The sequence below is a fragment of the Micromonospora sp. NPDC049301 genome, assembly GCF_040678715.1.
In the GTDB taxonomy this organism is placed as follows: Bacteria; Actinomycetota; Actinomycetes; order Mycobacteriales; family Micromonosporaceae; genus Micromonospora.
On the sequence record NZ_JBFAQO010000002.1, the window covers coordinates 625,732 to 638,260 of the forward strand.

Consider the following 12,529-nt stretch of genomic DNA (forward strand, 5'->3'; position numbering starts at 1 on the left):
CCGTGCGTTCCGCTGGTGCCATCGCCGTCCCTCCGCCGTGTCCCGCACTACACGGTAGTCACCCGGGCCGGCTCGCGCCCCAGCGGCCGGCCCGGGAGCGTGCTCAGCCGCCGTTGCTGGGCCGCCGGGTCGCGATGCGGTACGCCGTGCCGGCACCGGCGAGCCGGTCCACCGCGGCCAGGAACCGGGGGCCCATGGCAGCCCGGGCCTGCACCGCCGGGTGGGTGGCACCGAAGTCGTCCGGGTCGGCCTGCCCGTCGGCGAACAGCGCGTAGGTGAGCACCGCGGCGCCGGACCGGTCGAAGATCACGCCGGCCTCGTGCCGGGCGTCGGCGAACCAGCCCGCCTTGGTGGCGATCCGGGCCCGCTCGTCGGAGGACATGGTGCGCCGGATGCCGTCGGTGAACGCCACCGGGGCGCGCAGCAGCCCGAGCAGGAACGCCGTCGACGCGGGGGAGAGCAGGGTGCCGGCGACCAGGGCGCGCAGCAGGTCGTGCGTCTCCCGGGGGGTGCTGGTGCCGAGGAAGAACCGGTTCGGGTTGGCCACCGGCTCGACCTGGGTGTTCGGGAAGCCCTTGGCGACCAGAATGGCGTTCAGTTCGGCGGCCGGGCAGACCGACCCGCACAGCCGCACCGCCGTGTCGTCGGAGACGGTGAGCAGCGTGGCCAGGACGTGCCCGAGGGTCACGCTGCTCGGGTACGCGCCGTCCAGGCTGAAGATGCCGTCGCCGCCCGGCACCACGATGGCCGCGGTCACCTCGACCCGCTGGTCCAGGGTGAGCAGCCCGCGGTCGACCTTGTCGAGCACCGCCGTGGCCACCGCGATCTTGTTGACGCTGTACGCCTCGATCCGCCGGTCCGCCTCGGCCGCCACCGCGACGACGGGCGGGCCGGCCGGGTCGGCCACGCTGACGTACGCCTGCCAGTTGCCGCCGGCCTCGGTGCTGTACCGGGTGTAGGCGGCGGCGACCCGACGGGCGGCCCGGGCCGGGGTGGTCGGGGCGACCTCGGTGCCCACGGCGGCGCTCGCCGGCCCGGTGGCGCCGAGCACCGTACCGGCGGTGGCCACCGTGCCGAGCCCGAGTGCGGTCCTGCGGTTCAGTCGGATGGTCAATCGTCTCCCCCATCGTGGTGCGCCGGAGCGCTTGCCGGACCACCACCCTAGGCGAGTTGATCGATGCAAGGTGACCCCCCGGACCGCTCAGCCGAGCCGCCGGCGCAGCGCGGCACCGACCGGCCCGGGCACGCTGCGGGCGAGCTGTCGCAGGTCAGGCAGGTGACCGCCGCGCAAGGCCTCGCCGGCCGGGTTCGGGGCGAAAACCGTGCCATCGTGCGCGGCGACCGGGCGACCGCTCAGCCCGGCCAACCGCATCAATGGGCCGACCAGGACGTCGTACACGCCCGGCAGCAGGGTGAAGCCGACCCGCATCACCACGTTCAGCCGACCCACGGAGACCTCCCGGCGGGGCCGGTCCACGCAGTCCACGATGGCCCGCGCCACCCGCTGCGGGCCGGTGACCGGCGGTGGGGGCCGGCCGACCCGGCCCAGGTAGTTGGCGGCCTGCTGGTACACCGGGGTGTCCACGCTGCCCGGGTTGACCAGGCACAGCCGGATCTCCGGGCTGTCGCGCAGCTCCTGCTGCACCGTCCGGGCCAGTCCCTGCAACCCCCATTTGCTGGCCACGTAGGCGCTCATGTACGGCGCGGTGATGTGGCCGAGGACCGAGCCGGTGAGGATCAGGGTGCCTGCTCCGGTGGCCCGGAAATGCCGCACCGCCACCCGCGCCGAGCCGGCGGCGGCCAGCAGGTCGGTCCGCACCACCTGCTCGAAGACGTGCTCCGGCAGCTCGTCGAAGCGCCCGTAGGCCATGACCGCCGCCGTGTGCACCCAGACGTCGATGCGGCCGAACCGGTCGAGCGCGGCCTCCGCGAGCGCGTCCAGCGCGCCCGCCTCGGTGACGTCGGTGGGCACGGTCAGCACGTCGGCGTCGGCGCACTCCGCGCGTACCTCGGCCAGGGTCCGTGTGGCGCGGGCGGCGAGGACGAGGCGGTCGCCGCGCTCGGCGAATGCCCGCGCCGTCGCCCGGCCGATCCCGCTGGTCGCACCGGCGATCACCACGACCCGGCTCACGGAGCCAGCACAACCTTGATGCAGCCGTCCTCCTTCTTCTGGAACATCTCGTACGCCTCCGGAGCCCGGGCCAGCGGCACCCGGTGGGTGCGCAGGTCCTCCACGCCCAGCGGGTCGTCGTCACCGGCGAGCAGCGGCAGGATCTCGTCGGTCCACCGGCGTACGTGGCACTGCCCCATCCGCAGTTGGAGGCCCCGGTCGAACATCTCCATCAGCGGCATCGGGTCCGCCTCACCGCCGTAGACGCCGGAGAGCGAGACGGTGCCGCCGCGGCGGACCGACTTGAGCGCGGCGTGCAGGACGGAGAGCCGGTCCATGCCGACCCGGTCGGTCATCGTCCGGGCCAGCTCGTCCGGCAGCAGTCCGACGGCGGCGTGGGCGAGCTTGCCGGCGGGCGACCCGTGCGCCTCCATGCCGACGGCGTCGATCACCGCGTCCGGGCCGCGTCCGTCGACCAGGTCGATCAGCGCGCCCGGCACGTCGTCGAGCTCGCCGACGTCGAGTACCTCGATGCCGTGCCGGCGGGCCAGCTCCAGCCGCTCCGGTACCAGGTCCAGACCGATCACGCGGCCGGCACCGAGGTGGCGGCCGATCCGGCCGCAGAACTGGCCGACCGGGCCCAGACCGAACACGGCCAGGGTGCCGCCGGGCGGGGTGTCGGCGTACTTCACCGCCTGCCAGGCGGTGGGCAGGATGTCGGAGAGGTACAGGTAGCGCTCGTCGGCGCCGGTCTGCGGGACGGTGATCGGTCCGAAGTGGGCCTGCGGGACACGCAGGTACTCGGCCTGACCGCCGGGGACCGAGCCGTAGAGCGAGGTGTAGCCGAACAGCGCGGCACCCTTGCCCTCGCTGCTGACCTGGGTGGTCTCGCACTGGGCGTAGAGCTGGCGCTGGCACATCCAGCAGCTGCCGCAGGCGATGTTGAACGGCACCACGACCCGGTCGCCGGGCTTGAGTCGGGTGACCTCCGACCCGACCTCCTCGACGATGCCCATCGGCTCGTGACCGAGGATGTCGCCGGGCTTCAGGTACGGCCCCAGCACCTCGTACAGGTGCAGGTCCGAGCCGCAGATCGCGGTCGAGGTGATCTTGACAATCGCGTCGGTCGGCTCCTCGATCCGGGGGTCCGGCACCTCTTCAACCCGTACATCCCGCTTGCCCTGCCAGGTCAACGCCTTCATGCCCGTCCCCTCTCGTCGCCGTCTCTGGAGACTGCTACCCGTCGCGGAGGGCTTGAACCGGCTGACCAGATCGCGGACGGGGCCGGCGGAAACGACGCGACCGCCGCGCCAACGAGGTGGCACGGCGGTCGCGTCGTGGAACTGCCCCGGGCGGGGCGGGCGGTCAGGCGCCGGGGGTGTTGTCGGCCCGCTTCGAGGTGGCCATCAGGTAGTCGCGGTTGAGCCGACCGATGGTGTTCAGCGGGATGCCCTTCGGGCAGGCCGGGGTGCACTCACCGGCGTTGGTGCAGCCGCCGAAGCCCGCCTCGTCGTGCGCGTCGACCATGCCGATCACCCGGGTGTAGCGCTCCGGCTGGCCCTGCGGCAGCAGCGAGAGCTGGGTCAGCTTGGCGGCGGTGAAGAGCATGCCGGAGCCGTTCGGGCAGGCCGCGACGCACGCGCCGCAGCCGATGCAGGCGGCCGACTCGAAGGCGGCGTCCGCGTTGGCCTTGGCCACCGGGGTGGAGTGCGCCTCGGGCGCGCTGCCGGTCGGCGCGGTGATGTAGCCACCGGCGGCGATGATCTTGTCGAAGGCGCCCCGGTTGACCACCAGGTCCTTGATCACCGGGAAGGCGCTGGCCCGCCACGGCTCGATGTCGATCGTCTCGCCGTCGGTGAACTGCCGCATGTGCAGCTGGCACGCCGTGGTGCCACGCTGCGGCCCGTGCGCGTCCCCGTTGATCATCAGACCGCACATGCCGCAGATGCCCTCGCGGCAGTCGTGGTCGAACGCCACCGGGTCCTCGCCGGCGAGGATCAGCCGCTCGTTGAGCACGTCGAGCATCTCGAGGAACGACATGTCCGGGGACACGTCGTCGACCTGGTAGGTCACCATCCGACCCTTGTCCTCAGGGCCCTTCTGGCGCCAGATGCGCAGGGTCAGGTTCACTTGTAGCTCCGCTGCGTGGGGTGGACGTATTCGAACTTCAGGTCTTCCTTGTGCAGCACCGAGGGCTCACCGGTGGCGGTGAACTCCCAGGCCGCCACGTACGCGAACCGGTCGTCGTCGCGCTGGGCCTCACCGTCCGGGGTCTGGTGCTCGGCCCGGAAGTGGCCGCCGCAGGACTCCTCGCGGTGCAGGGCGTCGATGCACATCAGCTCGGCCAGCTCGAAGAAGTCGGCCACCCGGCCGGCCTTCTCCAGCGACTGGTTGAGCTCCTCGCCGGCGCCGGACACCCGGACCCGCTGCCAGAACTGGTCGCGCAGGGCGCGGATCTCGCCGATCGCCTTGCGCAGCCCCGCCTCGCTGCGCTCCATGCCGCAGTGCTCCCACATGATCTGGCCCAGCTCCCGGTGGAACGAGTCCACCGTCCGGTCGCCGTTGACCGCCAGCAGCCGCTGGATCCGGTCCTCGACGTCGGTGCGGGCCTCGACCGCGGCCGGGTGGCTGGCGTCGACCTTCTCCAGCGGGCCCGAGGCCAGGTAGTTGGCGATCGTCGTCGGCAGCACGAAGTAGCCGTCGGCCAGACCCTGCATCAGCGCCGAGGCGCCGAGGCGGTTCGCGCCGTGGTCGGAGAAGTTCGCCTCGCCGATCACGAACAGGCCCGGGATGCTCGACTGGAGGTCGTAGTCGACCCAGAGACCACCCATCGTGTAGTGCACGGCGGGGTAGATCCGCATCGGCACCTCGTACGGGTCCTCGCCGGTGATCCGCTCGTACATCTCGAAGAGGTTGCCGTACTTGGCCTCGATGGCCTTGCGGCCCAACCGGCCGATCGCGTCGGCGAAGTCGAGGTAGACGCCGAGCTTGGTCGGCCCGACACCCCGTCCCTCGTCGCAGACGTTCTTCGCGGCGCGGGAGGCGATGTCGCGGGGGACCAGGTTGCCGAAGGACGGGTAGATCCGCTCCAGGTAGTAGTCCCGCTCGTCCTCCGGGATGTCCCGGGGGTTACGGTCGTCGCCCTTGGTCTTCGGCACCCACACCCGGCCGTCGTTGCGCAGCGACTCGCTCATCAGCGTCAGCTTCGACTGGTGGTCGCCGGAGACGGGGATGCAGGTCGGGTGGATCTGCGTGTAGCAGGGGTTGGCGAAGTACGCGCCCTTGCGGTGCGCCCGCCAGGTGGCGGTGACGTTGCAGCCCTTGGCGTTGGTGGAGAGGTAGAAGACATTTCCGTAGCCGCCCGAGGCGAGCACGACCGCGTCGGCCATCTCGGTGCTGATCTCGCCGGTGACCAGGTCCCGGACCACGATGCCCCGGGCCTTGCCGTCGACGATGACCAACTCCAGCATCTCGTGCCGGGCGTTCATCTCCACGTTGCCGAGGCCGATCTGCCGCTCCAGCGCCTGGTACGCGCCGAGCAGCAGCTGCTGACCCGTCTGCCCCCGGGCGTAGAAGGTGCGCTGCACCTGCGCGCCGCCGAAGGAGCGGGTGTCCAGCAGGCCGCCGTACTCGCGGGCGAACGGCACGCCCTGGGCGACGCACTGGTCGATGATGTTGACCGAGACCTCGGCCAGCCGGTGCACGTTCGACTCGCGGGAGCGGAAGTCGCCGCCCTTGACGGTGTCGTAGAACAGCCGGTGCACCGAGTCGCCGTCGTTGCGGTAGTTCTTCGCGGCGTTGATGCCGCCCTGCGCCGCAATCGAGTGCGCCCGGCGCGGGCTGTCCTGGTAGCAGTAGGACTTGACGTGGTAGCCCTGCTCGGCGAGCGTGGCGGCGGCCGAGCCGCCGGCCAGGCCGGTGCCGACCACGATCACCGTCATCTTGCGGCGGTTGGCGGGGTTGACCAGCTTGGCCTCGAAGCGCCGGGTGTCCCAGCGCTTCTCGATCGGGCCGGTCGGAGCCTTGGTGTCGGCGATCGGGTCGCCCTCGGTGAAGAGTTCCATGTCAGGACACCAATCCGGTGAGAACGGCGAACGGGACCACCAGGTATCCGGCGCAGAGCAGCACGGCGAAGACCAGCGCGGCGGTGCGTGCCCGGCGCTCGCCCCGCGGCGTCTGCTGCCCGAGGCTGCGGAACGCGCTGAAGGCGCCGTGTCGCAGGTGGAAGCCCACCGCGACGATGGCGAGGGTGTAGAAGAGCGTGACGTACCAGCGCTCCGGCGCGAAGTCCGCGACGACGTTGCCGTACGGCTTGCTCTCGTCACCGACCGGGTTCAGCGTGCCGGTGGTCAGGTCCAGAAGGTGGTAGATCACGAAGAGCAGGATGATCACGCCGCCCCAGCGCATGGTGCGGGCCGCGTAGCTGCCGTTGACCTTCTTGCGGTGGGCGTACTTCACGGGGCGGGCGGCGCGGGCCCGGCGGGCCAGCACGGTCGCGGCCACGATGTGGGCGACGACCGCCACCACCAGCACGGTGCGCAGGATCCACAGGAACCAGACGCCGGGCAGCAGCGGCTTGCCGATGTCGCGCAGCCAGTGCGCGTAGTGGTCGAACGAGGTCTCCCCCGTGAATACCTTCAGGTTGCCGAACATGTGCGCGATGAGGAACAGCGCCAGCAGGATGCCCGTCACCGCCATGACGGCCTTGAGGCCGACGTTGGAGCGGATGGGCGACCGAGTTTTCGTGACTACCACAGGATCGACGCTAGGAGGACTTCGATCAGTCGTCCAATGCATCAAACTCGCAGTGTTGATAGCCGTAAGCTATGTAGATGCAGCTCCATCAGCTCCGGTACTTCGTCGCGGTGGCCGAAGTACGACATTTCACCCAAGCGGCCGACCTCGTCGGCATAACTCAGCCCTCACTCAGTAAGCAAATTCACGCTCTGGAGACCGACCTCGGGGCCCCGCTGTTCGAACGGATACGGGGCAACATCGCCCTCACCGCGGCCGGCGAGGTGCTGCTGCCGTTGGCCACCCGGATCCTCGCCGACGTGGAGACCGCGACCCGTGAGGTCCAGGAACTGGTCGGGCTGCGCCGGGGCCGGGTCCGGCTCGGTGCCACCCCCAGCCTCGCCACGTCCCTCGCCCCGCCGGTGCTGCGCCGGTTCCGGGACGCGCACCCGACCGTCGACCTGAAGGTCGAGGAGGGCGGCTCCCAGGACCTGGTGCGCGACCTGCTCCGCGGCGACCTCGACCTGGCCCTGATCATCATGCCGGCCCAGGGTGCCGACCCGGGGCTGCGCGTCGACCCGATCCTGCAGGAGAGCCTGGTGGTCGCCTCGGTGGGGGAGGTGCCGACCGCCTCGGTGAGCGGGGAACTGCGCATCACCGACCTGCGTGATCAGCCGATGGTGATGTTCCGGGAGGGCTACGACCTGCGCGACGCCACCATCGAGGCGTGCCGCGCGGCGGGCTTCGAGCCGACCTTCGCGGTCGACGGCGGTGAGATGGACGCGGTGCTCAGCTTCGTCGAGGCGGGGCTCGGCGTCGCGCTGGTGCCGGGCATCGTGCTGGCGCGCCGGCCGGGCGTGCGGATCACCCCGCTGGCGCCGCCCGGCGTGCGACGGACCATCGCGGTGGCCCGCCGACGGGACGTCGTGCCGACCCACGCCGGCCGGGAGCTACGCCGGATCCTGCTCGACTACGTACAGTCCGCGATCGACCACGACGACCTCCCGCCGGGTGTGGATCCACGCTGACCGCCCGTCATCTGCCTTCGGCGTCGTCCATTGCCCGGTAGATCCGCTGCTCCGACACGGGGTACGGGGTGCCCAGCGCCTGGGCGAAGACGTTCACCCGCAACTCCTCGATCATCCAGCGGATCTGCCGGACGGCGGTCTCCTGCCGCCGCGCCGGTGGCAGCGCCGCGAGCAGGTCGTCGTACTCCTTCTGCACCGCCGCGATCCGGTCCTGCTGCTGGCGGTCCCGTTGCGGGTTGCCGCCCAGCCGGTCCAGTCGGCGCTCGATGGCGGTGAGGTAGCGCAGCAGGTCGGGCAGGCGGGCGTACCCGGTCTCGGTGATGAAACCGGCGTGCACCAGCCCGGCGAGCTGGTTGCGGATGTCGGCCAGCGCGGCCACCACGGCGAGGTTGCGGGTGGCGCCGAGCCGCTGCTCGACGGCGTACGCGGCGGCGAGGACCTTGCGGACCCGGTCCATCACCTCGACGACGGTGTCGACCAGGTCGGCGCGGACCTTCTCGCGCAGCGCCGCGAAGCCCTCAGCGTCCCAGGCCGGCCCACCTGCCGCACCGATCAGCCGGTCGATGGCGGCGCCCGCCGCGTCCTCGATCAGCTCCTGCACGCCGCCGTGCGGGTTGCGGCTGAGCGCCAGCTTCGCCTCGTTGCTCAGCCGGCCCTGCAGGAACCGGGCCGGGGACGGCACGGTGAGCCGCAGCAGCCGGCGGGTGCCCGCCCAGTGCGCCGCCTCCGCCTCGGCCGGGGAGTCGAAGACCCTCACCCCGACCGTGGCGCCCTCGTCGACCAGCGCGGGGTACGCGGTGACCGCGTAGCCGGCGCGGACCTGCTCGATGGTGCGTGGCAGGGTGCCCATGCTCCACTCGCGCAGCCCGGTACGGGCCACCTCCGGCGCGGCGGCGGCCACCACCTGGCGTACCTCCTGGCGGAGCTGGCGTTGCAGGGCCGGTAGGTCCTTGCCCTCGGCGACCGGCTTGTCGTCGTCGCCCAGCACCCGGAAGGTGACCCGCAGGTGGGCCGGGAGCTTGCCCGGTTCCCAGGCGTCGCGGGGCACGGTGACCCCGGTCATCCGGCGCAGTTGCCGGGTGAGCGCGTCCAGCAGCGGCTCCTCGCCGGGGGTGATCGCCGCCAGGGCGGCCCGGGCGAAGTCCGGCACCGGGACGAAGTTGCGGCGGATCGCCTTGGGCAGCGAGCGGATCAGCGCGATCACCGTCTCCTCGCGCAGGCCGGGCACCTGCCAGTCGAAGCTCTCCGCCGGCACCTGGTTGAGCAGCGGCAGCGGGATGTCCACGGTGACGCCGTCGGTCGGTGTGCCCGGCTCGAAGCGGTAGGTCAGCGGCAGCGTCACCCCGTCGGCCCGCCACTCGTCCGGGTAGTCGCCCTCGTCGACCCCCGCCCGGCCGTCGTTGACCAGCAGGTCGCGGGTGAAGGTGAGCAGGTCGGGCTGGTCCCGGCGGGTCTTCTTCCACCAGGCGTCGAAGTGCCGGCCGGAGACCACGTCGGCCGGGATCCGCTGGTCGTAGAAGCCGAAGATCGTCTCGTCGTCGACCAGGATGTCCCGGCGCCGGGCCCGGCTCTCCAACTCCTCGATCTCGCCCAGCAGCCGCTGGTTGTCACTCCAGAACTGGTGGTGGGTCTGCCAGTCGCCCTCGACGAGGGCGTGCCGGATGAACAGCTCCCGGCTCAGCGGCGGGTCGATCCGGCCGAAATTGACCTTGCGGGAGGTGACCAGAGGGATGCCGTACAGGGTGACCTTCTCGTAGGCCATCACGGCGGCCTGCTTCTTCTCCCAGTGCGGCTCGCTGTAGCTGCGCTTGACCAGGTGCTGCGCGAGCGGCTCGACCCACTCCGGCTCGACCCGGCCGGCGATCCGGCCCCACAGCCGGGAGGTCTCCACCAGCTCGGCGGCCATCACCCAGCGCGGCGGCTTCTTGAACAGCGCCGAGCCGGGGAAGAGGGCGAACTTCGCGCCCCGCGCCCCCAGGTACTCGTGCTTCTGTGCGTCCTTCAGGCCGATGTGCGACAGGAGGCCGGGCAGGAGCGACTGGTGCACCTTCGGGGTGTCGATCTCCTCCGGCAGGTCGGCTCCGCCCCGGCGGCCCGCACCCCGGCCGGCGTCCGCGCCGTCCGCCGTGTCGCGCGCCGGCCGCCCGCCGCGCCGGTCGCCGTTCTCCGGGGTACGCAGCACCTGGCGCAGCTGCCCGACGATGTCCTGCCACTCGCGCACCCGCAGGTAGTTGAGGTACTCCGCCTTGCACATCCGGCGGAACGCGCTGGAGGACAGCTCCCGCTGCTGCTCCCGCAGGTACCGCCAGAGGTTGAGGAAGGCGACGAAGTCCGACTCCTTGTCGGCGAACCGGGCGTGCGCCTGGTCGGCCTGGGCCTGCTTCTCCGCCGGCCGCTCGCGAGGGTCCTGGATGGAGAGCGCGGCGGCGATCACCAGCACCTCGGTGGCGCAACCGTTGCGCTCGCCCTCGACGACCATGCGGGCCAGTCGCGGGTCGACCGGCAGCTGGGCCAGCCGCCGGCCCAGCGCGGTGAGCCGCTTCGCCGGGTCGGCCTCGGCCGGGTCGAGCGCGCCCAGCTCGTGCAGCAGATTGACACCGTCGGTGATGTTGCGCCGGTCCGGCGGGTCGATGAACGGGAACGCGGCGAGGTCGCCGAGCCCGATCGCGGTCATCTGGAGGATGACCGAGGCCAGGTTGGTGCGCAGGATCTCCGGGTCGGTGAACTCCGGCCGGGAGAGGAAGTCCTGCTCGTCGTAGAGGCGGATGCAGATGCCGTCCGAGGTCCGGCCGCAGCGCCCCTTGCGCTGGTTGGCCGACGCCTGGGAGATCGGCTCGATGGGCAGCCGCTGCACCTTCAGGCGACTGGAGTAGCGGGAGATCCGGGCGGTGCCCGGGTCCACCACGTACTTGATGCCGGGCACGGTCAGCGAGGTCTCCGCGACGTTGGTGGCGAGCACCACCCGACGTGCGGTGTGCGCAGCGAAGACCCGGTGCTGCTCGGCGGAGGAGAGCCGGGCGTACAGCGGCAGGATCTCGGTGCCGAGCAGCGAGCGCTTCTTCTGCACCAGCTTGCCCAGCGCGTCGGCGGTGTCCCGGATCTCCCGTTCCCCGCTGAGGAAGACCAGGATGTCGCCGGGGCCCTCGGCGGCCAGCTCCTCGACGGCGTCGCCGATCGCCTGGATCTGGTCGCGGACGTTCTCCTCGTCGCCGTCGCCGTCCTCCTCGCCCTCGGCCACCTCGACCAGCGGCCGGTAGCGCACCTCCACCGGGTAGGTCCGCCCCGAGACCTCGACCACCGGCGCCGGTACGCCCTGTGGCTCGTCGGCGGTGGGCGGCCCGGCGAAGTGTCGGGCGAAGCGGTCCGTCTCGATGGTCGCCGAGGTGATGATCACCTTGAGGTCGGGTCGGCGGGGCAGCAGTTCCCGCAGGTACCCGAGGATGAAGTCGATGTTGAGGCTGCGCTCGTGCGCCTCGTCGATGATCAACGTGTCGTACTGGCGCAGCATCCGGTCGGTCTGCAACTCGGCCAGCAGGATGCCGTCGGTCATCAGCTTGACCAGGCTGCGCTCGCTGACCTGGTCGGTGAAGCGCACCTTGTAACCGACCACGTCACCCAGCTCGGTGCCCAGCTCGTCGGCGATCCGGTCGGCCACCGTCCGGGCGGCCAGCCGCCGAGGCTGGGTGTGCCCGATCAGGCCGTGCACCCCGCGCCCCAGCTCGAGGCAGATCTTGGGTAGCTGGGTCGTCTTGCCGGAGCCCGTCTCGCCGGCGACGATCACCACCTGGTGGTCGCGGATGGCGGCGGCGATGTCGTCCTTGCGCTCGCTGACCGGCAACCCCGCCGGGTACGTGATCACGGGCACTGCAGCCCGGCGGGCGGCGAGACGCTGCTCGGCCCGGTCGACCTCGGCGGTGATCTCGGCCAGCGCCGACTCCCGACGCTGCGGGTCGCGGACCTTGCGCGCGCCGTCCAGCCGCCGCTGGAGCCGGCGCTGGTCGCGGAACATCAGGGGGGTGAGGCGGCGGTGCAGCTCGCGGAAGGGATCGGTCGCGGCGGAGGCGGCTGGATTCTGCATGTCGTGCCCAAGGATAGGCAGCCCGGCCGCGTACCGCCCCTGGGTTACCGCGCCGCCGCTCTCCGGGTGCCGCGCGGCGGTCTAGAGTTGGCGGCCGACGTCGAGCGCTGGGGGGCCGGGATGGAGCTGCGGGACACCGACCGCGCGCTGGTGCAGGCCGCCACGGCGGTCGCGAAGCTGCGGTGCCGCAGCGAGAACCACAGCGTGGCGGCCGCCGCCCGGACCGCCGACGGGCGGGTCTTCACCGGGGTGAACGTCTACCACTTCACCGGCGGCCCGTGCGCCGAGATCGTCGCGGTCGGCGCCGCCGCCACCCAGGGCGTGACCGAGCTGGAGACCATCGTCGCGGTGGGGGACCGGGGACGTGGGGTCATTCCGCCGTGTGGGCGGTGCCGGCAGGTGCTGCGGGACTACTTCCCGGCCCTGCGGGTGATCGTCGGTCCGGCGGACGCCCTGCGGGTGGTCGAGATCTCCGAGCTGCTGCCGGAGACGTACGTCTGGGCCGACCAGCAGGTCGACCCGGGGGCGACCGGGGGTGTGGTGCCGGTGGCCCGGACCGGCGCCACCGGCTGACCCCAC

The 12,529-nt window shown here is 71.9% G+C and carries 9 protein-coding genes; 2 read left to right on the forward strand and 7 right to left on the reverse strand.

Annotated features, from left to right (window positions below):
- Positions 1 to 103: 103 nt before the first annotated feature.
- From AB0K07_RS09030 to AB0K07_RS09055, 6 genes are all read right to left on the reverse strand, one after another.
- Entirely contained in the window at positions 104 to 1,114 is a 1,011-nt protein-coding gene (locus AB0K07_RS09030) for a serine hydrolase (RefSeq protein ID WP_363752296.1), read from the reverse strand.
- A gap of 87 nt (positions 1,115 to 1,201) precedes the next feature.
- Entirely contained in the window at positions 1,202 to 2,131 is a 930-nt protein-coding gene (locus tag AB0K07_RS09035; protein WP_363752298.1) for an SDR family NAD(P)-dependent oxidoreductase, read from the reverse strand.
- A complete protein-coding gene (locus tag AB0K07_RS09040) occupies positions 2,128 to 3,312 on the reverse strand; it encodes a zinc-dependent alcohol dehydrogenase (protein WP_363752300.1) in 1,185 nt (394 codons plus the stop codon). The genes AB0K07_RS09035 and AB0K07_RS09040 overlap by 4 nt, the downstream gene beginning before the upstream one ends.
- A 163-nt stretch (positions 3,313 to 3,475) precedes the next feature.
- Positions 3,476 to 4,240 (reverse strand): succinate dehydrogenase/fumarate reductase iron-sulfur subunit, encoded by a 765-nt coding sequence (locus AB0K07_RS09045; protein ID WP_363752302.1) that lies wholly within the window; start codon positions 4,238 to 4,240, stop codon positions 3,476 to 3,478.
- A complete protein-coding gene (locus tag AB0K07_RS09050) occupies positions 4,237 to 6,174 on the reverse strand; it encodes a fumarate reductase/succinate dehydrogenase flavoprotein subunit (RefSeq protein WP_363752305.1) in 1,938 nt (645 codons plus the stop codon). The genes AB0K07_RS09045 and AB0K07_RS09050 overlap by 4 nt, the downstream gene beginning before the upstream one ends.
- A 1-nt stretch (position 6,175) precedes the next feature.
- A complete protein-coding gene (locus AB0K07_RS09055; protein WP_363752308.1) occupies positions 6,176 to 6,865 on the reverse strand; it encodes a succinate dehydrogenase cytochrome b subunit in 690 nt (229 codons plus the stop codon).
- 77 nt (positions 6,866 to 6,942) lie between these two features.
- Between AB0K07_RS09055 and AB0K07_RS09060 the strand changes: the two genes are divergently transcribed.
- On the forward strand, positions 6,943 to 7,872 hold the full coding sequence (locus AB0K07_RS09060) for a LysR family transcriptional regulator (protein ID WP_363752311.1): 930 nt from the start codon (positions 6,943 to 6,945) through the stop codon (positions 7,870 to 7,872).
- A gap of 7 nt (positions 7,873 to 7,879) precedes the next feature.
- On the opposite strand, the gene hrpA is transcribed toward AB0K07_RS09060, so the two are convergent.
- Positions 7,880 to 11,950, reverse strand: a complete 4,071-nt coding sequence (gene hrpA / locus AB0K07_RS09065; RefSeq protein WP_363752314.1) for an ATP-dependent RNA helicase HrpA — start codon at positions 11,948 to 11,950, stop codon at positions 7,880 to 7,882.
- 3 nt (positions 11,951 to 11,953) lie between these two features.
- On the opposite strand from hrpA, the gene AB0K07_RS09070 reads away from it, so the two are divergent.
- Complete coding sequence (locus tag AB0K07_RS09070) at positions 11,954 to 12,523, forward strand: cytidine deaminase (protein WP_363752317.1); 570 nt, start codon at positions 11,954 to 11,956, stop codon at positions 12,521 to 12,523.
- Positions 12,524 to 12,529 lie beyond the last annotated feature (6 nt).

Coding starts and splice junctions, on each gene's coding strand:
- AB0K07_RS09040 (WP_363752300.1), bottom strand. CDS start 3,312: ATGAAGGCGTTGACCTGGCAGGGCAAGCGGGATGTACGGGTTGAAGAG.
- AB0K07_RS09050 (WP_363752305.1), bottom strand. CDS start 6,174: ATGGAACTCTTCACCGAGGGCGACCCGATCGCCGACACCAAGGCTCCG.
- AB0K07_RS09060 (WP_363752311.1), top strand. CDS start 6,943: ATGCAGCTCCATCAGCTCCGGTACTTCGTCGCGGTGGCCGAAGTACGA.
- hrpA (WP_363752314.1), bottom strand. CDS start 11,950: ATGCAGAATCCAGCCGCCTCCGCCGCGACCGATCCCTTCCGCGAGCTG.